Raw genomic sequence first — 19,350 nt, 5'->3', positions numbered from 1 at the left:
GATGACCGCCTCCGATGTCGTCGCCGTGCTCCTGGACCTGGTGACCTCCCGCTCCCTCGTCGACCGCGCGGGTGCTCAGCGCGAGATCGAGCGGGGCTTCGCCGAGGTGGAGGCCGCGGTCCCGGCGATCCAGCCCCTGCACCCGACGGTCGGCGACGAGTTCCAGGCGATCTACCCCTCCGTCCACGCCGCACTCCGGGCGACGCTGCAGGCGCGCCTCTCGCTCCCGGCCGGCGTCGACTGCCGCGCGGGCATCGGCCTGGGCGAGGTGCGGGTGGTCGGGTCGGGGATCGCGGGGGACCTCGAGGACGGGTCCGGCTGGTGGCGCGCGCGCGAGGCCATCGATCGCGCCCACGCGCTCGAGGACGGTGCCGTGCCCACGGCCCGCGGATGGTTCGTCGCCGGGGACGCCGACGGGGACTCCGGCGAGGCGGCCGTCAACGCCTACCTCCTCTCCCGCGACGCGCTGGTCGGAGCGCTCAGCGCGCGCGATCGCCGACTCGTGCTGGGGAGCCTGCGCGGAGCGTCGCAGAAGGAGCTGGGCGAGCAGGAGTCGATCTCGCAGCCCGCCGTCTCGCAGGCGCTGCGGCGCGCGGGAGCGGGCGCGCTCCTCGCCGGCGCGCGCCTGCTGGAGGAGACGTGCTGACGGCGCTGCTGCTCGCCGTGATCGGCCTCGGCGACCTCGCGCGCACGCACCTCCGCCGCCGTGCGGCCCTCCTCGCGATCCCCGTGCTCGCCGCCGCAGCCGTGACCGCAGCGCTCCTCGTCGGAGTCCCGCCGCTCGGTGCGGCGATCGTCGTCGTCCTGGCCGGAGCCTGGCTGCTGACGACCACGACCGTCGAGAACGCGCGGCCGCCAGGGGGTCTGCGTCCGGCCGTCGCCCTCGTCGCGGCGGTCCTGGTGCTGACCGCTGTCGACCGCGCAGTCGGCGTCCCGACGGGGCCGCTCGCGCCGACCACCGTCGCGAGCACGCTCCCTCCGATCGAGCAGCTCGCTCTGGCGGTCGGAGCCGGGCTCTTCCTGCTGGAGAGCGGCAACGTGATCGTGCGGGCGGCGCTGTTCCGCGAGCTCCCGCAGGCCGAGCCCGCGCCGCGTCCGCGCTGGAGCGAGCGGTTCGCGCGGCGGGAGCCGGCCGACGCCCGCCTGCCGGACCTCCAGGGCGGGCGCACGATCGGACCGCTGGAGCGGCTGCTGATCGCCGGTCTCACGCTCGCCGGAGCGATCGGCCTCGCCGGTGCTGTGCTCGCGGCCAAGGGGATCGTGCGCTTCCCCGAGATCTCCCGCGACGGCGGCAGCGGCGAGAAGGCGGAGTACTTCCTGGTGGGCTCGCTCGTCAGCTGGGCGCTGGCGCTCGGCTGCGCCGGACTCGTCGCGATCGCGGGCCGCTGACCTTCCTGAGGCCGGGGGAGGCGGGCCTCAGCCGCGGAGGCCGAGGACAGGCAGCAGCTGCGACAGGTCGAGGCCGCCGACGACGAGGTCGGCGCGCTCGCGCACCAGGGGCTTGGCGTTGAAGGCGACCGCGAGGGAGGCGACCGCCATCATCTCCAGGTCGTTCGCACCGTCGCCGACGGCGATCGTGCGCTGCGGCGGGACGCCCGAGACCGCCGCCCACTCGCGGAGCGCCTCCGCCTTGGCCGCGGCGTCGATGACCGCCCCGTCGACCGCTCCGGTCAGCAGGCCGCCCCCGCAGCAGAGGCGGTTGGCCCGGACGAAGTCGAGGCCGAGCGCACCGGCGACCGGGTCGAGGACCTCGTGGAACCCTCCGGACACCACACCGATGCGGCCGCCGGCGGCGTGGACGCCGGCCACGAGCTCGGCGGCGCCGGGTGTGACGCGGACGCCCGAGCTCACACCGGGGAGCACCGACTCCGGGACCCCGGCGAGAGTGGCGACCCGCTCGCGGAGGCTCTCGCCGAAGTCGAGCTCGCCGCGCATCGCCCGCTCCGTGACGGCGGCGACGCGCTCCTCGGAGCCGGCGTGCACCGCGAGGAGCTCGATCACCTCGTCTTGGAGGAGGGTGGAGTCCGCGTCGAGGACGACGAGGAAGCGGGCAGGCGTCGCAGGACGCTCACTCATGGGCCGGTCCGATCGGTCGGGTGGGCGCGCCGTGGCGCAGAGCTCGACCCGCGGGGGTGCTACGGGTGGACGACGACGCCCTTGCCGACGACGGTGATGCCCGACTCGGTGACGGTGAACCCGCGCTCGCGATCGCGGTCGTGGTCCACGCCGACTCGAGCACCGGGCTCGACGACGACGTCCTTGTCGAGGATAGCGCGGACGACCAGCGCGTCCGGGCCGATGCGGACCTTGTCGAAGACCACCGAATCGGTGACCGTCGCGTTCGACTCGATGACCGTCCAGGGCCCGACGACGCTGCGCTCGATGTGCGCGCCCGAGATCACGGTACCGAGCGAGACGACCGAGTCGACCGTCGATCCCATGTTGCCCTTGCCGTCGCGGACGATCTTGGCCGGCGGGGAGTTCAGCTGCGACGAGAAGATCGGCCACTGCTGGTTGTAGAGGTTGAAGACCGGCAGCGCCGAGATGAGGTCCTGGTGGGCCTCGAAGAAGGAGTCGATGGTGCCGACGTCCCGCCAGTAGTAGCGGTCGCGGTCGGTCGAGCCGGGGACGTCGTTGAGCTTGAGGTCGTAGACGCCCGCCTCGCCGCGCGCGACGAAGTCGGGGATGATGTCGCCGCCCATGTCGTGGTCCGACGTGGAGGACTCGCCGTCGCGGATGACCGCGTCGATCAGGGCGTCCGCGTCGAAGACGTAGTTGCCCATGGAGGCGAGGACCTCGTGCGGGGAGTCGGCCAGGCCGACGGCGTCCTTGGGCTTCTCGAGGAACTCGGAGATCATCGTCGGGACGATGCCGTCGCCCGCCTCGTCACCGGCGAGCTGGATGACGCCGAACTGGTCCGCGAGCTCGATCGGCTGGCGGATGGCCGCGACGGTCGCCTTCGCACCGGACGTGATGTGCGCGTCGATCATCTGCGAGAAGTCCATGCGGTAGACGTGGTCGGCGCCGACCACGACGACGATGTCGGGCTTCTCGTCGCGGATCAGGTTGAGGCTCTGCAGGATCGCGTCGGCCGAGCCGCTGAACCAGCGCTTGCCCAGGCGCTGCTGCGCGGGGACCGAGGCGACGTAGGAGTTCAGGAGCCCGGAGAGGCGCCACGTCTGCGAGACGTGGCGGTCGAGCGAGTGCGACTTGTACTGCGTCAGCACGACGATCTGGGTGAGACCGGAGTTGATCAGGTTGGACAGCGCGAAGTCGATCAGCCGGTACTGCCCGCCGAACGGCACCGCGGGCTTGGCCCTGTCCGCCGTGAGGGGCATGAGGCGCTTTCCCTCGCCGCCGGCGAGGACGATGCCGAAGATCTTCTTTGACTGCATGGCACCACAGTAGGGGCTCGGGCTTCGCCGTGGACCCCGGCTGTCGCCGGGGGAGCGCCCTGTACTACGGTTCGGGGGTGCGAGTCGATCTGCTGACCAAGGAATACCCGCCCGAGGTGTACGGGGGAGCCGGTGTCCACGTGGCCGAGCTCACCAAGGCGCTGCGCAGCGACCTGGAGGTCGTGGTGCGCTGCTTCGGCGCGCCGCGCGAGGAGGAGGGCACGTTCGCGTACTCCGTCCCCGCGGAGCTCGCCGAGGCGAACGGCGCGCTGCAGACCCTCGGGGTCGACCTGCAGATCGCGCAGGACGCGGCGGGGGCCGACCTGGTCCACTCCCACACCTGGTACGCCAACGCCGCGGGGCGTCTCGCCCAGCTCCTGCACGGCATCCCGCACGTGGTCTCGGCGCACAGCCTCGAGCCGCTGCGTCCGTGGAAGGCCGAGCAGCTCGGCGGCGGCTACCGCGTCTCGAGCTGGATCGAGCGGGAGGCGTACGAGAACGCCGACGCCGTGATCGCGGTGTCCGGCGGCATGCGCGAGGACATCCTCCGCTCCTACCCGGCCCTGGACCCGGCGAAGGTCCACGTGGTCTACAACGGCATCGACCTCGACGCCTGGCACCCGGTCGAGGACGAGGCCGTCCTCGCCGAGCTGGGCATCGACCCCTCGCGCCCCTCCGTGGTCTTCGTCGGCCGCATCACCCGGCAGAAGGGCCTGCCCTACCTGCTCCGCGCCGCGGCGACCCTGCCTCCCGAGGTGCAGCTCGTGCTCTGCGCGGGCGCCCCCGACACCCCCGAGATCATGGCCGAGGTCACCTCCCTCGTCCGCAGCCTCCAGGAGGAGCGCACCGGCGTCGTCTGGATCGACCGGCACCTGCCGCGCCACCAGCTCTCCGCGGTCCTGACGAACGCGACCACGTTCGTCTGCCCCTCGATCTACGAGCCCCTCGGCATCGTCAACCTCGAGGCGATGGCCTGCGGTGCGGCGGTCGTCGGGACGGCGACCGGCGGCATCCCGGAGGTCGTCGACGACGGCGTGACCGGGCGACTCGTCCCGATCGAGCAGGTCACCGACGGCACCGGCACCCCCGTGGACCCGGAGCGCTACGTCGCCGACCTGGCCGCCGCCCTCGCCGAGGTCGTCGCCGACCCGGAGACGGCGAAGCGGATGGGCGCCGCGGGCCGCGAGCGCGCGCAGAGTCACTTCAGCTGGACGCAGATCGCGCGGGACACCCGGGCGATCTACGACTCGCTCGTCTGAGCCTCCCGGCCGCCTCCTTTAGAATGGCTCCCATGCCCAGCGTTGTCTCGTTCGTCGATGTGTCCTTCGTCCGGAACGGCAAGCGGATCCTCGACCACGTGTCGTGGGACGTGGCCGAGGACGAGCGCTGGGTGATCCTCGGCCCCAACGGGGCGGGCAAGACCTCGATCCTGCAGATCGCCGCCGCGCAGAACTACCCCTCGACCGGTGCCGCGCACCTGCTCGAGGAGACCCTCGGCCGGGTCGACGTGTTCGAGCTGCGCCCGCGCATCGGCTACGCCTCGACCGCGATGGCCCGCCGCCTCCCGGCCGGCGAGACCGTGCTCGACGTCGTGATGACCGCCGCCTACGCCGTCACCGGCCGCTGGAACGAGGGCTACGACGCGATCGACGAGCGCCGCGCCCGCCGCGTGCTGTCCGAGTGGAAGCTCGAGCACCTCGCCGAGCGCACCTTCGGGACGCTCTCGGACGGCGAGCAGAAGCGCGTCCAGATCGCCCGCGCGATCATGACCGACCCCGAGCTGCTCCTGCTCGACGAGCCGGCCGCGAGCCTCGACCTCGGCGCCCGCGAGGAGCTCGTCCAGCTGCTGGGCGGCTTCGCGAAGGACCCGGCGTCGCCCGCGATCGTGATGGTGACCCACCACGTCGAGGAGATCCCCGACGGCTTCACCCACGCCCTGCTCCTCCGGGACGGAGCGGTGGTGGCGGCGGGCCCGCTGGCCGAGTCCCTGACCGAGGCGACGCTCGCCGAGACCTTCGGGCTCGACATCGCTCTCACCCGCGAGAACGGGCGCTTCTCGGCCCGCGCCCGCGGCTGACCCCGTCTCCGAGGTCCGGGCGCGGCGCGACTTCTGCGCGCGCTGCCGGTCTGGTATTCTCGGTAGCTGGTTCGGGCCCGTTCGCGGTGCGCCCGCCCTCATCCACCCGTTCCCGTCGACGACAGGTGCGGTTCAGGACCATCGACGACAGGACACGACCATGAAGACCGACATCCACCCCGAGTACTCCGCGATCGTCTTCCGCGACCTCGCGTCCGGTGAGACCTTCCTCACCCGCTCGACCGCGAAGAGCAGCAAGACGATCGAGCTCGACGGCGTGACCTACCCCGTCATCGACGTCGAGATCTCCTCCGCCTCGCACCCGTTCTACACGGGCAAGCAGCGCATCATGGACTCGGCCGGCCGTGTCGAGAAGTTCAACAGCCGCTACAAGAACTTCGGCAAGTAGCCTTCCTCGAAGGGCCCTCGACCTCACGGTCGGGGGCCCTTCGTCGTTCGTGCGGGGCGGTCCTCAGTAGCGGTAGAAGCCCTCTCCGGTGGCCGTTCCGAGGCGGCCGCGATCGAGGTACTCCGTCTTCAGGTGGGCGGCGAACGCCTGGGAGGCCTCGTCCGGGGCCGCGGCGGCGATGTTGTAGGCGGTCCGCAGACCGACGACGTCGAAGATCTGGAAGGGTCCGAGCGGGGCGCCGGTGCCGATCCTCCAGGTCTTGTCGATGGTCTCGTGGTCGGCGTAACCGCCCATGAGCAGCCCCGACGCGGCGTTGAGGAGCGGCACCAGCAGCGAGTTCAGGACGTAGCCGGCCTTCTCCTTCTGCAGCCTGATGGGCTCGAGGCCGCTGGAGACGGCGAACTCCACGATGGCGTCGACCACGGCGGGGTCCGTGTCCGTCGTCCCCATGATCTCGGCCGTGTTCTGCGCCCAGACGTGGTTGGCGTAGTGCAGCGCGAGGAACCGGTCGGGTCGGCCGGTCGAGGCCTTCAGGTCGCTGGGGAGCAGCGTGGACGAGTTGGTCGCGAAGACCGTGCGCTCGGGAGCGAGCGCACCCAGGCGGCCGTACAGCTCCTGCTTCAGGCCCAGGTCCTCGGGGACGGCCTCGATCACGAGGTCGGCGTCGGCGACAGCCACCGCGAGGTCGGAGGTGAGGCGGAGGGAGTCGAGCGCCTCCTGCGGTCCGCCGGCGACGCCGCCGGGCACCGACTCGTAGACGCCCGCGAGACCGCGGAGCCGCTCGCGCGCCGACTCGAGGACGTCGTCGGAGAGGTCGTAGACGGTGACGGCGAAGCCGTGGAAGGACGACTGGAAGGCGATCTGGGAGCCGAGCACTCCGCTGCCGAGGACGGTGACCGTGCGGATCGTGGGCATGACTTCTCCTTGCGAGAGGGGGGGGGGAGGGGGAACACGTGCTCACCCGATCCCACAGCGCCGCGGTCCGCGGAGCGAGGGCTTGCGCCGACGGGCGGGCCGTGGCCGTCGGGGAGCGGGCGCGGTAGCGTCCCGGCATGGTGTCCTTCGCCGACAAGCCGATCCTGCCGTTCACGACTCCTGAAGAGTGGGACGCCTACCTCCGCGGCGAGCCCGACCCGGACGGAGTCCGGCTGAAGCTGCGGAAGAAGGCCGCCGTCGATCCGGGGATCACCTACGCCGAGGCGCTCGACATCGCGCTCTGCCACGGCTGGATCGACGGTCAGGCGGGAGCCTTCGACGAGCAGTTCAAGCTCCAGGCCTTCACCCCGCGGCGTCGCGCGAGCCCGTGGTCCAAGGTCAATCGCGATCACGTCGCACGGCTGCTGGCGGAGGGCCGGATGCTGCCGGGCGGGCTGGCCGAGGTCGAGCGGGCACGCGCCGACGGGCGCTGGGACGCGGCCTACCGGCAGCGCGATGCGGAGGTGCCGGACGACTTCCAGCGGGCGCTCGACGCGGATCCGCAGGCCCTGGCCTTCTTCGCGACCGTCGGCGGGCAGAAGCGCTTCGCGTTCCTCTTCCGCCTCTCGCAGCTGAAGCGGGCGGCGACGCGGGAGCGGCGGATCGCGGAGTACGTGGCGCTCCTGCGCGAGGGGCGCACGCTGACTTGAGGGGTCAGTGGCGGACCGGCCAGCCCCCGTCGGCGACGAAGGACTCGTCGCGGACGCGGCGCATGTACTCCTGGAAGGACTCGGCCTGGGTGCGGCACCAGTCGACCTGGAGCGCGTGCAGGGCCTCCGCGCCGACTCCGAGCTCGTCGGCGAAGGCGCGGCCCAGCGCCTGGGCGACCCGACCCGCCGCGATCGCGTCCGCGCCCGCGTCGTGCGCCTCGGTGAGGGCGACGCCGTAGTGCTCGGCGGCGAGGGTCAGGGTGCGCTTGCCCTTGCGGTAGCGGTCCACCGCCTTGTCGATCACGAGCGGATCGACGACGGGGCTCGGGTCGAGCAGCACGGGCACGCCCCAGCGGCGCGCCTCGTGGGCGAGGAGCGAGAGGTCGTAGGGGGCGTTGTAGACGACGACCGGGATGCCGCGGGCGAGGAGCGAGCGCAGCGCCTCGGAGATCTCGGCCACGATCTCGCCGGCGGGGCGGCCGTGCGCGCGGGCGTGCTCGGTGCTGATCCCGTGGACGGCGGAGGCGCCCGCCGGGATCTCCACGCCGGGATCGGCGAGCCAGGTCGTGCCCTCGATCGGCTCGCCCGCCGCGTCGATCACGCCGACGTGCGCGGTGACGATGCGGCTCGTGCGGACGTCGATGCCGGTGGTCTCGAGGTCGAACACGGCCAGCAGGTCGAACCACCGCGCCCCCTCGGAGGGGACGAGCGCCCGCTCGGCGTCGTCGAACAGCATCGGCTCGGTCTGCGTCTCGGTCGTTCCGGTGGTGCTCACGTTGACAGCCTAAAGGGGGCCTCCGACATCGGCCGGAGGCCCCTCGGCGTGCTGCCGGGTCAGCGGGCCTCGTGCGCCTTGGCGACGTGGAGCCAGAAGAAGCCCTGCGTGCCGAGCGTCATCGTCAGCGTGCCGTCGTCCGAGAATCCGGGGAAGCGGCCGCCGCCGAACAGGTCGCTCAGCGTCGATCCGGGATTCTCCGGGTCGGTGATCGTGACCGAGACCGGGTTGTGGTTGAAGCTGAAGACGCAGAGCACCTCCTCGGGCTGGTCGCCCATCTCGGAGCCCGAGCCGGCGTAGTCCCGCACGAAGGCGAGCACCGACTCGTGGTCCGTCTCGAGGACGCGCATCGACCCGAGGCCGAACGCCGGGTGGCCGCGGCGCACGTGCAGGACGTTCCGCATCCAGTGCAGCAGGGAGCGGGACTGCGCCAGCTGCGCCTCCACGTTGACCTGGTTGTAGTGGTAGACGAGCGACTGGACGATCGGCTGCACGAGCTTGCCGGGGTCGGCGGCCGAGAAGCCGGCGTTGCGGTCGGGCGTCCACTGCATCGGCGTGCGCGACGCGTCGCGGTCGTTGAGCCAGATGTTGTCGCCCATGCCGATCTCGTCGCCGTAGTACAGGAACGGGCTGCCGGCGAGGGAGAAGAGCAGGGCGTTGATCAGCTCGAGCTCGGCGCGCGAGTTGTCCAGCAGCGGCGCGAGCCTGCGGCGGATGCCGATGTTGGAGCGCATGCGCGGGTCGTAGGCGTACCAGCCGTACATGGCCTGGCGGTACTCCTCGGACACCATCTCGAGCGTGAGCTCGTCGTGGTTGCGGAGGAACACGCCCCAGGCGGCGCCGCTGGGGATGTCGAACGTCTCGGAGAGCACCTTCTTCAGCTCGTTCGCCGTCTGCGCGCGGAGGGAGTAGAAGATGCGCGGCATGACCGGGAAGTCGAACGCCATGTGGCACTCGGGCTCCTCCTCCGTGCCGAAGAACGCGGCGACCTCCCGCGGCCACTGGTTCGCCTCGGCGATCAGGATGCGGCCGGGGTAGTCGCGGTCGACCATGGTGCGGAGGTTCTTGATGAACTCGTGGGTGGGCGGCTCGCCCTCTCCGTTGCCCTCGTCGGACTCGTAGAGGTAGGGGATCGCGTCGAGCCGGATGCCGTCGACGCCGAGGTCGAGCCAGAACTTGACCACGTCGTGGATCGCCTCGTGCACGGCGGGGTTCTCGAAGTTGAGGTCCGGCTGGTGCGAGAAGAAGCGGTGGAAGTAGAACTGGCGGCGCTCGGCGTCGAAGGCCCAGTTCGAGTCCTCGGTGTCGACGAAGATGATGCGGATGTCCGGCCACTTGTCGTCGGTGTCGTTCCAGACGTAGAAGTCGCCGTAGGGGCCCTCGGGGTCGGACCGGGACTGCTGGAACCACTCGTGCTGGTCGCTGGTGTGGTTGAGCGGGAAGTCCATCACGATGCGCATGTTGCGCTCGTGGGCCTTCCGCACGAGGTCGCGGAAGTCCTCCATCGTGCCGAACTCGGGGAGGATCGCCTTGAAGTCGGAGACGTCGTAGCCGCCGTCGCGCAGAGGCGACATGTAGAACGGCGGGAGCCAGAGGGCGTCGATCCCGAGCCACTGCAGGTAGTCGAGCTTGGAGGCGAGCCCGTTGATGTCGCCGGCGCCGTCGCCGTTGGAGTCGTAGTACGACCGGATCATCACCTCGTAGAACACCGCCCGGCGGTACCACTGGGGGTCGAGGGCGAGTCCGGGGAGTTGGATCGGCGACGTGAAGCTCACGGTGCTCCTTCTGCTGCTGCCTGAGCGGATGACCGTCTCGCGAGACGGGTGGGCGGTGCGCCGTGTTGCGAGCGCGTGATCATGCTCCCGGCTCGGATCGAGGCCACGCAAGGCGTTGCGGCCAGATCTTCGACGGGCTTTCCCTACGATAAGGAACGCGATGACCACTCCCTCCCCCTACGCCTCCGATCTCGGCCGTGTCCCCGTCCGCGAGGCCGCGGTGGACGTCGCCGGATCCCGCACCGCCTACTGGACCTACGGCGCTCCGGACGCCTCGACCGTCCTCGTGCTGGTGCACGGGTTCCGCGGCGAGCACCACGGCCTCGAGCCCGTCGTCGCCCGTCTGCTCGCCGGGGGAGCGGACGTGCGGGTCGTCGCTCCCGACCTGCCCGGCTTCGGCGCCTCGACCCCGATGACGCGCCTGCCGCACGACGTGGACGGCTACGCCTCCTGGCTTAGCTCCTTCCTCGACACGCTGGGGCTCCGCGGCGAGGCGGCCGTCCTCGGCCACTCCTTCGGCTCGATCGTCGCGGCCGCGGCCGTCGCCGACGGGCTGCCCGCTCCGCTCCTGGTGCTGGTCAACCCGATCGGCGCGCCCGCCCTGCAGGGTCCGCGCGGAGTCCTGACCAGGCTCGCCGTCCTCTACTACCGGCTCGGCGCGCTCCTGCCGGGGCCCCTCGGACGCCGCCTGCTCAGCGACCCGCTGATCGTGCGGGTGATGAGCCTGGCGATGGTGAAGACGAAGGAGCCGGCGCTGCGACGCTTCGTGCACGACCAGCACGACCGCTACTTCAGCGCCTTCGCCTCCCGCGACACGGTCCTCGAGGCGTTCCGCGCCTCCGTCTCGCACGACGTCGGCGAGTACGCCTCCCGGATCGGCGTGCCGACGCAGCTGATCGCCGCGGCGCAGGACGACATCACTCCGCTCCCGGCGCAGTACCGCCTGCTCGAGAGGCTGCCGCACGCCCGCCTGCACGTCATCGACGGAGTCGGCCACCTGATCCACTACGAGACGCCGGACGAGGCCGCCGCCGTGCTGCGGACGGCCCTCGAGGAGGGGATCGACCGATGAGGATCGTCGTCGACTGCCGGTACACCCGGCTCGAGCGGCACGACGGGATCAGCCGCTACACCGCGGAGCTCGTCCGCGAGCTCGCGAAGCTGCACGACGTGACCATGCTGATCAGCGACCGCCGCCAGCTCGCGATGCTCCCGTCGCTCCCGTGGGAGCGCGTGACCGGGCCGACCAGCCCGTTCGAGCCGTTCGTCGCGCTGCTGGTGAACCGGCTGCGGCCCGACGTGGTCTTCTCGCCGATGCAGACCATGGGCTCGCTCGGCCGCCGCTACCGGCTCGTCCTGACCGTGCACGACCTCATCTACTACCGCCACCGCACTCCGCCGCGCGACCTGGCCGCTCCCGTGCGCGCGCTCTGGCGGCTCTACCACCTCGCCTGGTGGCCGCAGCGGAGGCTCCTTCAGCGCGCCGACGCGGTCGTCACCGTCTCGGAGACCACCCGCGACCTGATCCGCTCCCACCGCCTCACCACCCGGCCGGTGGTCGTCGTCCCGAACGCGGCGACCGAGCCCGACGAGGCGAGCGCCGCTCTGGCGGGATCGCTGCCCGACCGGTCGGCCGGGCGCTCGCTCGTCTACATGGGCTCGTTCATGCCCTACAAGAACGTCGAGACGCTCGCGCGCGCGATGCGGCTTCTGCCCGACTACGAGCTGCACCTGATGAGCCGGGCGAGCGACGAGACCGTCGAGACGCTCCGGGCCCTGGCGCCGACCGCGAAGCTGGTGTTCCACCAGGGGGCGCCGGACGCGGAGTACCGCGCGGTGCTCGCGCGGGCGACCGCTCTCGTGACGGCGAGCAGGGACGAGGGCTTCGGGATCCCGCTGGTCGAGGCGATGGCGCTCGGGACGCCGGTCGTGGTGAGCGACATCCCGATCTTCCGCGAGATCGCCCAGGACGCCGCCGTGTACGTCGACCCGTCGAGCGCGAAGGGCATCGCGGACGGCGTGCGATCGCTCGAGGACGGCGCCGTGTGGCGGACGCACTCGGCCCGGGCGAGGGAGCGGGCCGCGGCCTTCTCCTGGCGCGACTCCGCCCGGGTGCTCTTCGGGCTCCTGCACGACCTCGGCCGGCGCTGACGCGGGGCCGGCGATCGGACCGCTGCCGGGAGGCGGGCCGTCAGGCTCCCGGGGCCGGGCTGAGCACGTCGTCGAGGTCGACGTCCGCCACGACCACGTCGCCGGAGTCGTCGACGCCGACGATGCGCAGTGCCCCGTCGACGATCGCGAAGTCGTGCCGGGAGCCGTTGCCGACCGAGACGCCGTGCACGGGGAGGTCCTCGCTGCTGAGCGCGCGGATCAGGCTGCCGATGACCGCACCGTGCGTGGCGACGACGACGGACGCGTCGGGGAAGCGCTCGGCCACCTCGAGCAGCGCGGCGGTCGCCCGCTCGACGACCTCGGCGCGGGTCTCGCAGCCGGGGATCGGCGCGCGCTCGATGCCTCCGGGGAAGCGCTCGGCGAGCTCGGGACCGGTCATCCCCTCCGCCTCGCCGTAGGCGCGCTCGGCCAGGCCCGGCACCGCCAGCGGCTCGTCGAGTCCGAGACCGCGCGCAATGATCGCTCCGGTGTCGAAGGCGCGCTGCAGCGGACTGGCGACCACCGCGTCGAAGCGCCGGTCGGCGAGCAGCCGCGCCGCCGCCCGCGCCTGGGCGCGCCCGGTCGCGTTGAGCGGGATGTCGCTCCTGCCCTGGATGCGCCGGGCGGCGTTCCAGTCGGTCTGGCCGTGGCGGACGAGGGTGAGCTGGGTCACAGGGGCCTCTCGGGAGGTCGGGTGCGGAGCGGGCGGGAGCTCAGAGGGCGGCGGTGCGGCGCGCGGGCAGGCGCTCGGCGAGCTCGCGGAGCACCTCGCTGGTGCCGCCGTCGATCTTGATGCTCGCGCGCGAGTCACCCTTGGTGGTGCCGCGGTTGACGATCACGATCGGCATCCGGGCGCGACGGGCGATCTCGAGGAAGCGGATGCCGGAGTTGACCACGAGCGACGAGCCGGCCACGAGCAGGGCGTCGGCGCCCGCGACGATGGCGCGCGCCTCCTCGAACCGCTCGGTCGGGATGAACTCGCCGAAGAAGACGATGTCCGGCTTCAGGATCCCGCCGCAGACCGTGCACTCGGGGACGGTCATCGCCGAGACATCGTGGACCTCGGCGTCGCCGTCGGGGTTGAGGGAGGAGACGTCGGGGTCGTCGAGCCAGGGGTTGAGCGCCTCGATCCGCTCGGCCACCGCGTCGCGGGCGAAGTACTGGCCGCAGGTCATGCAGCGCACACGGTCCGCCGAGCCGTGCAGATCCACCACGCGGCGCGAGCCGGCTCGGACGTGCAGGCCGTCGACGTTCTGCGTGACGACGCCCGTGAGCAGGCCGCGCCCCTCTAGCCGGGCCAGGGCCCGGTGGCCGTCGTTGGGGAGCGTGCTGGTGAAGCGGCGCCAGCCGAGCTGGCTGCCGGCCCAGTACCGGCGGCGGTAGTCGGGATCGGCGACGAACTGGGAGTAGGTCATCGGGCTGCGCACCGGTGCCCCGGCTCCGCGGTAGTCGGGGATGCCCGAGTCGGTGCTCATGCCCGCGCCGGTGACGGCGGCGATACGGCGCCCGCTGAGGAGTTCGACGGCCTGCTCGACCGCGAGCGCCTCGGGGCCCTCGGCGACCGGTGTCGGACTCGACTCCATCCGCGCCTCCTTCGAGGGCCGTTCGAGCGGCCCCTGGACGAGTTTAGTCCGCGCCGTGCCCTAGATTGCCGGGATGCCGATCGTGCACATCACCGACCTCGACCACCCGCTCCTCGCCGACTACCACCGCCTCACCGACGTGGCGCTGCGGCGGGTGCTGGAGCCGGAGGGCGGTCTGTACATCGCCGAGTCCGCCAAGGTGATCGAGCGGGCGCTCGACGCCGGGCACCGTCCCCGCTCGGTCCTGGTGCAGGAGAAGCGGCTGCCGGACGCGGCCGGGGTGCTCGAGCGTCATCCCGAGGTGCCGGTCTTCGTGGCGCCGGATCCGCTGATCGAGGAGCTGACCGGGTTCCACCTCCACCGCGGAGCGCTCGCCTCGATGCACCGTCCGCCGCTGCGGCCGATGGCCGAGCTGCTGGAGGGCGCGCGCCTCGTCGTGATCCTGGAGGACCTGGTCGACCACACCAACGTCGGCGCCGTCTTCCGCGCCGCGGCCGGCATGGGCGCGGACGCGGTGCTCGTGACGCCGCGGTGTGCGGACCCCCTGTACCGGCGCAGCGTCCGGGTGAGCATGGGCACGGTCCTGCAGGTGCCGTGGACGCGCACCCCCGAGTGGGCACCGGCCCGCCGCGCTCTGGAGGAGGCCGGGTTCTCGGTCGCCGCCCTGGCGCTCGCTCCGGACGCGGTGCCGCTCGACGAGTACGCGGCGGCTCGCCCCGAGCGCGTCGCGATCGTCCTGGGCGCCGAGGGGGACGGGCTCAGCCGCGCGGCGCTGGACGCCTCGGACACCGTCGTCACCATCCCGATGCTGCACGGCGTCGACTCGCTCAACGTGGCCTCGGCGAGCGCCGTCGCACTGTGGGCGCTGACCCGCGGGCGCTGACCGCCCGGCTCCGGCGCTCGGCGGCCCCGCGGTGACCTGCTGCTGACGCTCCCGCCGCTGGATCGGGGTCGGTGCCGCGCGTCACCCGCCGCGTCCGACGACGGGGCGGCGTCCGGGACGGGTGAGAGGCCCGCCCGTACGATGACGGGGTGACCTTCCCGACCCGATCCGACGACGCCCTCGACCTGTTCGGGGAGCCCGCCGCGCCGGAGCCGCGACCGCGTCGACGGCGCGGGGCGGTCGTCGCCGGTCTCGTCGCTGCGACCGTGCTGGTCGGTGGAGGCGGTGCCTACGCGACCAATGCCGCGACCGCGGAGCTGCCGACGGCGAGCGCCGTCGCGGTGGACCCCGTCTCGAGCACCGTCGACGCGCCCGCTCCGGCCTGGCCGGCCTACGGCTCCGGCGCCGTGGCGGCCGTGGGCATCGACGGGACGGAGGAGGACGGGCTGCTCGCCCGCTACGGCTCCACCGGAACCGTGCCGACGGGGAGCATCGCCAAGGTCGTCACCGCTCTCGTCGTCCTCGCGGCGAAGCCGATCGCAGAGGGGACGGACGGGGAGACCATCACCTTCACGAGCGCGGACGTGCAGTACTACAACGACACCCTGGCCGAGAACGGCTCGAACGCTCCGGTCACCGCGGGTCTGCAGCTGACCGAGCGGGAGGCGCTGACCGCCATGATGCTCCCGTCCGCGAACAACTACGCGAAGTCCCTCGCGATCTGGGCGTACGGCTCGGAGGACGCCTTCCTCGCCGCGGCGCGCGGCTGGCTCGACGGGCAGGGGCTCGAGCGGACCTCCCTCGCCGACACCAGCGGGCTCTCGCCGGCGACGGTCAGCACGACGGCCGAGATGGTGCGCCTGGGCGAGCTGCTGATCGCGGACCCGGTGCTCGCTCCGATCGTCGCGACGCCGACCGCGGTCATCCCGGGGGTCGGCGAGGTCGACAACACCAACTCGCTCCTCGGCCGCTCGGGAGTGGACGGTATCAAGACGGGGACGACCGACGAGGCGGGCTCGTGCCTGCTGTTCTCGCTCGACGCGACCGTCGACGGCCGGCCGGTCACCCTCGTCGGCGTGGTGGTGGGCGCGCGCACGCACCCGCAGCTCGCCGCGGACGTGCTGACCCTCGTCCCGACCGTCGAGGCGGGCTTCCGGACCGTCCCGCTGACCGTCGAGGGCCAGGACTACGGCACCCTCACGAGCGCCTGGGGGGAGACGGCGACGGCCGAGACCGCGGAGGCGCGGTCCGTGCTGGTGTGGGGTGCGGTCTCGACGTCGACCACGGTCGCCCTCGATCCGCTCGAGACCGTCGCCGACGGCGAGCGCGTGGGGACCGCGACCGTCGACGTCAACGGCACCCCGTACGAGCTTCCCCTCGTCGCCGACGGGTCGATCGAGGACCCGGGCTTCGCCTGGCGCCTCGGCCACCCGGCCGAGCTGTTCGGCTGAGCGCGGGGCGAGCCGCCGCCTCCCGGGAGCGGATCAGGCCAGGGGATCCGCGGCCCGGTCGCCGACGATCCGCACGCCGGCGGTCGCGATGTCCTCGGCGACCTCCTCCGGCGTCGCGTTACCCGGCACGACCGAGCCCGGCTCCGAGGCCCCGAGATCGGTGCTCCAGCGCTCGGCGGAGGGCCGCTTGGCGGTGATGAAGTCGCCGGAGGACTGGTGGCGGACTCGGCGCAGCACCCACGGCACGAGGTACTCCCGCGCCCACTGAATGTCCTCCGTGCGGGCGGCACGCCAGGTGCGGGCGTGCAGCGGCTCCGGGGCGAGGGGGCGCAGGTCGTTCTCGACGTTCAGCGACTCGAGGACCATGCGCGCGACCTCGTGGTGGCCGTGCGGGTTGAGGTGCAGGCGGTCCGGCGCCCACATCCGCACGTCCTGGATCTCCTGGAGGGACCACTGGTCGGCGACGATGCAGTCGTACCGCTTGGCCAGCGCCCGCAGGTTCTCGTTGTAGATCGCGACCTTCCCGCGGATCCGCCCGAACACGGGGGAGAAGCCCACATCCACTCCGGTGAAGAGGACGACGGTCGCCCCGTCGGAGCGGAGCCGGGCGAGGCCCGACTCGAAGCGGGACGCGATGTCGTCGGGGTCGGTCCCCGGGCGGATGACGTCGTTCCCGCCCGCGGAGATGGTGATGAGGTCGGGGCGCAGCTCCAGGGCGGGCTCGACCTGCTCGTCGACGATCTGCTGCAGGAGGCGGCCGCGCACCGCCAGGTTGGCGTAGGCGAAGTCCTCGTTCTGGCTGCCCAGGACCTCCGCCACGCGGTCCGCCCAGCCGCGGTGCCCGCCGGGGCTGCCGGGCTCCGGATCGCCGATCCCCTCGGTGAAGGAGTCGCCCAGGGCGACGTAGCGGGACCACGGATGACGCTGCTCGACCATCCCTCCATCATGCTCCGCACCCGGCCGCCGGTGGCACGGCGCGACACGCCGTGCGCCTCCCGGCGGGCCGCGGAGACCGAGCCGCTGTCGGAGGCGTCGGCTAGATTCGGTCCACGTGAACAGTCCCTCGAGCTTCGGTCATCAGGTCGGCACCTCCGCCGCTGAGCACCTGTCCCCGTCGTTCCCGGGCAGGGCACCGTGGGGTACCGCGAACAAGCTCCGCGCCTGGCAGGCGGAGGCGCTCGAGGCCTACTTCGAGCACGAGCCGCGCGACTTCCTGGCCGCCGCGACCCCGGGCGCGGGCAAGACCACCTTCGCGCTGCGGCTGGCCGCCGAGTTGCTGCACAACCGCACGGTCGACCGGATCACCGTGGTCGCGCCGACGGAGCACCTCAAGCGCCAGTGGGCCGAGGCCGCGCACCGCGTCGGCATCCGCCTGGACCCGACCTTCACCAACCGCATGGGCCGCCACGCCCGCCACTACCACGGCGTCGCCGTCACCTACGCGCAGGTCGCCGTCCGCGCCGAGCTCCACCGCGAGCTCACCCTGTCCGGCCGCACCCTCGTCATCCTCGACGAGGTGCACCACGCCGGCGACGCGCTCAGCTGGGGCGACGCGGTGCGCGAGGCCTTCGAGCCCGCCGTCCGCCGGCTCTCGCTGACCGGGACGCCGTTCCGCTCGGACACGGCAGCGATCCCGTTCGTCAGCTACCTGCCGGACGAGGAGGGCATCCGCACCTCGCTCACCGACTACGCCTACGGCTATGGCCGCGCGCTCGCGGACGGCGTCGTCCGGCCGGTGCTGTTCATGGTCTACGCCGGGCAGATGCGCTGGAAGTCGAAGGCCGGCGACGAGATGGAGGCGCGGCTCGGCGAGGGCAACACCAAGGACATCACCTCGCAGGCCTGGCGGACCGCGCTGGACCCGAAGGGCGACTGGATCCCCTCGGTCCTCCGCGCCGCGAACACCCGCCTCACCGAGGTGCGGCGCGCCGTGCCCGACGCCGGCGGCCTGGTCATCGCGACCGACCACTACACCGCGCGCGCCTACGCCGCGATGCTCCGCGAGATAAGCGGCGAGACCGTCACCGTCGTGCTCTCCGACGAGAAGGAGGCGAGCGACCGGATCGAGGAGTTCGCGAAGGACACCAGTCGCTGGATGGTCGCGGTCCGCATGGTCTCCGAGGGCGTCGACGTGCCGAGGCTCGCCGTCGGCGTCTACGCGACATCGGCGTCGACTCCGCTGTTCTTCGCCCAGGCGATCGGCCGCTTCGTGCGCGCGCGGCGCCGCGGCGAGACCGCCTCGGTGTTCCTCCCGAACGTGCCCGGCCTGCTCGCGCTGGCGGGCTCGATGGAGCTGCAGCGCGATCACGCCCTCGACCGCAGGACCTCCGACGACGAGGAGTACCCCGAGGCCGACCTGATGGCCGACGCCGAGCGCAGCGAGAAGGCGTCCTCGGATCTCCTGGAGGAGGGCCGCTTCGAGTCGATCGGCTCGGCCGCCACCTTCGACCGCGTCGTCTACGAGGGCGCCGAGTTCGGGATGGAGGTCGAGGTCGAGAGCGAGGAGGAGCTCGACTTCATCGGCCTGCCGGGGCTCCTCGAGCCCGACCAGGTGCGGGAGCTCCTCCAGCACCGGCAGCAGCGGCAGGCCAAGCGCGCCGGCAGCCGCGCGGGGGCGGCGGCCCCGGCCGAGCCGGTGAGCGAGATCCCGGCACCGCTCTACCGCACGCTCAAGGAGCAGCGCAGCCTGCTCAACTCCCTGGTCGGCCTGTGGGCACGGGGGACGGGCGAGTCGCACGGCCAGGTGCACACCGAGCTGCGCCGGCTCTGCGGCGGACCCGCGGTGGCGCAGGCGAGCGTGACCCAGCTGCAGGCGCGGATCGATCTCCTGCGGCGCAGGCTCGGCTCGCACTGATCGCGGTGCGGCGCCCCGGTCCGTGGCGACGTGGCCCTGACGACGGGGCCGATCGCTGCTCCCGCCCAGCCCGGCCGGCCCCTCCGCGTGCGCCGGACAGTCCCTCCGGCGCGTTCTAGCCGATGCACCCGGCGCGGCGCCAGCCCTCCCCGGCGGACCGGGCGCGACCGTACTGTTCGAGCGTGACCCACCGGAACGACCTGCCCGCTCACGCGCCCGCAGGACGAACCGGACGGCGGTTCCGGCCGCCGGTCGTGACCACCGGAGGAGGACCGCGCGATGAGCGCTGACCGTCAGGGGAATGCTCGAGACACGCTCGCTAAGCTGAGCAGTCGGTCCGTCGCGGAAGTGACGGACCATCACCCCCGACGT

Annotated in this window: 19 protein-coding genes; 11 read left to right on the top strand and 8 right to left on the bottom strand. The window is 72.6% G+C overall.

Annotated elements, in window-relative coordinates; translation table 11 throughout:
- Position 1 precedes the first annotated feature (1 nt).
- Both C5C55_RS01275 and C5C55_RS01270 read left to right on the top strand, forming a co-directional pair.
- Entirely contained in the window at positions 2 to 646 is a 645-nt protein-coding gene (locus tag C5C55_RS01275) for a SatD family protein (protein ID WP_104232628.1), read from the top strand.
- Positions 640 to 1,389 carry a hypothetical protein gene (locus C5C55_RS01270; RefSeq protein ID WP_104232627.1) on the top strand — a complete coding sequence of 250 codons (750 nt, stop codon included), beginning with the start codon at positions 640 to 642 and terminating at the stop codon, positions 1,387 to 1,389. The genes C5C55_RS01275 and C5C55_RS01270 overlap by 7 nt, the downstream gene beginning before the upstream one ends.
- Positions 1,390 to 1,416: 27 nt before the next feature.
- Here the strand turns inward: C5C55_RS01270 and serB are convergent, their stop codons facing one another.
- Both serB and C5C55_RS01260 read right to left on the bottom strand, forming a co-directional pair.
- On the bottom strand, positions 1,417 to 2,076 hold the full coding sequence (serB, locus tag C5C55_RS01265; protein ID WP_104225283.1) for a phosphoserine phosphatase SerB: 660 nt from the start codon (positions 2,074 to 2,076) through the stop codon (positions 1,417 to 1,419).
- A gap of 59 nt (positions 2,077 to 2,135) precedes the next feature.
- On the bottom strand, positions 2,136 to 3,395 hold the full coding sequence (locus C5C55_RS01260; protein WP_104221960.1) for a glucose-1-phosphate adenylyltransferase: 1,260 nt from the start codon (positions 3,393 to 3,395) through the stop codon (positions 2,136 to 2,138).
- Between the two features lie 77 nt (positions 3,396 to 3,472).
- Here C5C55_RS01260 and glgA point away from each other — a divergent pair, with 77 nt between their 5' ends.
- From glgA to C5C55_RS01245, 3 genes are all read left to right on the top strand, one after another.
- Entirely contained in the window at positions 3,473 to 4,654 is a 1,182-nt protein-coding gene (gene glgA / locus C5C55_RS01255) for a glycogen synthase (RefSeq protein ID WP_104225282.1), read from the top strand.
- Between the two features lie 32 nt (positions 4,655 to 4,686).
- Positions 4,687 to 5,472: an ABC transporter ATP-binding protein gene (locus tag C5C55_RS01250; RefSeq protein WP_104232626.1), complete on the top strand. Its 786-nt coding sequence runs from the start codon at positions 4,687 to 4,689 to the stop codon at positions 5,470 to 5,472.
- A 160-nt stretch (positions 5,473 to 5,632) separates the two neighbouring features.
- Positions 5,633 to 5,881 carry a type B 50S ribosomal protein L31 gene (locus C5C55_RS01245; RefSeq protein WP_068253003.1) on the top strand — a complete coding sequence of 83 codons (249 nt, stop codon included), beginning with the start codon at positions 5,633 to 5,635 and terminating at the stop codon, positions 5,879 to 5,881.
- Positions 5,882 to 5,944: 63 nt separating this feature from the next.
- On the opposite strand, the gene C5C55_RS01240 is transcribed toward C5C55_RS01245, so the two are convergent.
- Positions 5,945 to 6,796, bottom strand: a complete 852-nt coding sequence (locus C5C55_RS01240) for a 3-hydroxyacyl-CoA dehydrogenase (protein WP_104232625.1) — start codon at positions 6,794 to 6,796, stop codon at positions 5,945 to 5,947.
- A 137-nt stretch (positions 6,797 to 6,933) separates the two neighbouring features.
- On the opposite strand from C5C55_RS01240, the gene C5C55_RS01235 reads away from it, so the two are divergent.
- Entirely contained in the window at positions 6,934 to 7,506 is a 573-nt protein-coding gene (locus tag C5C55_RS01235) for a YdeI family protein (RefSeq protein WP_104232624.1), read from the top strand.
- Positions 7,507 to 7,510: 4 nt separating this feature from the next.
- Here the strand turns inward: C5C55_RS01235 and C5C55_RS01230 are convergent, their stop codons facing one another.
- A complete protein-coding gene (locus C5C55_RS01230; RefSeq protein WP_104232687.1) occupies positions 7,511 to 8,242 on the bottom strand; it encodes a 3'-5' exonuclease in 732 nt (243 codons plus the stop codon).
- A 98-nt stretch (positions 8,243 to 8,340) separates the two neighbouring features.
- A complete protein-coding gene (treS, locus tag C5C55_RS01225) occupies positions 8,341 to 10,056 on the bottom strand; it encodes a maltose alpha-D-glucosyltransferase (RefSeq protein WP_104221970.1) in 1,716 nt (571 codons plus the stop codon).
- 160 nt (positions 10,057 to 10,216) lie between these two features.
- Between treS and C5C55_RS01220 the strand changes: the two genes are divergently transcribed.
- Together C5C55_RS01220 and C5C55_RS01215 are read left to right on the top strand one after the other, a co-directional pair.
- Positions 10,217 to 11,128 (top strand): alpha/beta fold hydrolase, encoded by a 912-nt coding sequence (locus tag C5C55_RS01220; RefSeq protein ID WP_104232623.1) that lies wholly within the window; start codon positions 10,217 to 10,219, stop codon positions 11,126 to 11,128.
- Complete coding sequence (locus tag C5C55_RS01215; protein ID WP_104232622.1) at positions 11,125 to 12,207, top strand: glycosyltransferase family 1 protein; 1,083 nt, start codon at positions 11,125 to 11,127, stop codon at positions 12,205 to 12,207. The genes C5C55_RS01220 and C5C55_RS01215 overlap by 4 nt, the downstream gene beginning before the upstream one ends.
- Before the next feature lie 40 nt (positions 12,208 to 12,247).
- Here C5C55_RS01215 and C5C55_RS01210 read toward each other — a convergent pair whose 3' ends face one another.
- Both C5C55_RS01210 and C5C55_RS01205 read right to left on the bottom strand, forming a co-directional pair.
- Positions 12,248 to 12,880 carry a histidine phosphatase family protein gene (locus C5C55_RS01210; protein WP_104232621.1) on the bottom strand — a complete coding sequence of 211 codons (633 nt, stop codon included), beginning with the start codon at positions 12,878 to 12,880 and terminating at the stop codon, positions 12,248 to 12,250.
- 40 nt (positions 12,881 to 12,920) lie between these two features.
- A complete protein-coding gene (locus C5C55_RS01205; protein WP_104232620.1) occupies positions 12,921 to 13,790 on the bottom strand; it encodes a Sir2 family NAD-dependent protein deacetylase in 870 nt (289 codons plus the stop codon).
- 73 nt (positions 13,791 to 13,863) lie between these two features.
- Between C5C55_RS01205 and C5C55_RS01200 the strand changes: the two genes are divergently transcribed.
- Both C5C55_RS01200 and C5C55_RS01195 read left to right on the top strand, forming a co-directional pair.
- On the top strand, positions 13,864 to 14,673 hold the full coding sequence (locus tag C5C55_RS01200; protein ID WP_104232619.1) for an RNA methyltransferase: 810 nt from the start codon (positions 13,864 to 13,866) through the stop codon (positions 14,671 to 14,673).
- A gap of 149 nt (positions 14,674 to 14,822) precedes the next feature.
- Positions 14,823 to 16,124: a D-alanyl-D-alanine carboxypeptidase family protein gene (locus C5C55_RS01195; RefSeq protein WP_104232618.1), complete on the top strand. Its 1,302-nt coding sequence runs from the start codon at positions 14,823 to 14,825 to the stop codon at positions 16,122 to 16,124.
- Between the two features lie 33 nt (positions 16,125 to 16,157).
- On the opposite strand, the gene C5C55_RS01190 is transcribed toward C5C55_RS01195, so the two are convergent.
- Positions 16,158 to 17,060 carry an SGNH/GDSL hydrolase family protein gene (locus tag C5C55_RS01190; RefSeq protein ID WP_104232617.1) on the bottom strand — a complete coding sequence of 301 codons (903 nt, stop codon included), beginning with the start codon at positions 17,058 to 17,060 and terminating at the stop codon, positions 16,158 to 16,160.
- A gap of 115 nt (positions 17,061 to 17,175) precedes the next feature.
- On the opposite strand from C5C55_RS01190, the gene C5C55_RS01185 reads away from it, so the two are divergent.
- Complete coding sequence (locus C5C55_RS01185) at positions 17,176 to 18,978, top strand: DEAD/DEAH box helicase (RefSeq protein WP_104232616.1); 1,803 nt, start codon at positions 17,176 to 17,178, stop codon at positions 18,976 to 18,978.
- The last annotated feature ends 372 nt before the right edge of the window (positions 18,979 to 19,350 follow it).

It is taken from the genome of Rathayibacter sp. AY1C2, assembly GCF_002931195.1.
GTDB lineage: Bacteria > Actinomycetota > Actinomycetes > Actinomycetales > Microbacteriaceae > Rathayibacter.
The sequence above is the reverse complement of the archived record's forward strand: the minus strand, read 5'-3'. Positions and strand labels throughout refer to the sequence as shown.

Coding starts and splice junctions, on each gene's coding strand:
- C5C55_RS01220 (WP_104232623.1), top strand. CDS start 10,217: ATGACCACTCCCTCCCCCTACGCCTCCGATCTCGGCCGTGTCCCCGTC.
- serB (WP_104225283.1), bottom strand. CDS start 2,076: ATGAGTGAGCGTCCTGCGACGCCTGCCCGCTTCCTCGTCGTCCTCGAC.
- C5C55_RS01245 (WP_068253003.1), top strand. CDS start 5,633: ATGAAGACCGACATCCACCCCGAGTACTCCGCGATCGTCTTCCGCGAC.
- C5C55_RS01205 (WP_104232620.1), bottom strand. CDS start 13,790: ATGGAGTCGAGTCCGACACCGGTCGCCGAGGGCCCCGAGGCGCTCGCG.
- C5C55_RS01250 (WP_104232626.1), top strand. CDS start 4,687: ATGCCCAGCGTTGTCTCGTTCGTCGATGTGTCCTTCGTCCGGAACGGC.
- C5C55_RS01230 (WP_104232687.1), bottom strand. CDS start 8,242: ATGCTGTTCGACGACGCCGAGCGGGCGCTCGTCCCCTCCGAGGGGGCG.
- C5C55_RS01215 (WP_104232622.1), top strand. CDS start 11,125: ATGAGGATCGTCGTCGACTGCCGGTACACCCGGCTCGAGCGGCACGAC.
- C5C55_RS01275 (WP_104232628.1), top strand. CDS start 2: ATGACCGCCTCCGATGTCGTCGCCGTGCTCCTGGACCTGGTGACCTCC.
- C5C55_RS01235 (WP_104232624.1), top strand. CDS start 6,934: ATGGTGTCCTTCGCCGACAAGCCGATCCTGCCGTTCACGACTCCTGAA.
- C5C55_RS01260 (WP_104221960.1), bottom strand. CDS start 3,395: ATGCAGTCAAAGAAGATCTTCGGCATCGTCCTCGCCGGCGGCGAGGGA.
- C5C55_RS01190 (WP_104232617.1), bottom strand. CDS start 17,060: ATGGTCGAGCAGCGTCATCCGTGGTCCCGCTACGTCGCCCTGGGCGAC.
- C5C55_RS01240 (WP_104232625.1), bottom strand. CDS start 6,796: ATGCCCACGATCCGCACGGTCACCGTCCTCGGCAGCGGAGTGCTCGGC.
- C5C55_RS01200 (WP_104232619.1), top strand. CDS start 13,864: ATGCCGATCGTGCACATCACCGACCTCGACCACCCGCTCCTCGCCGAC.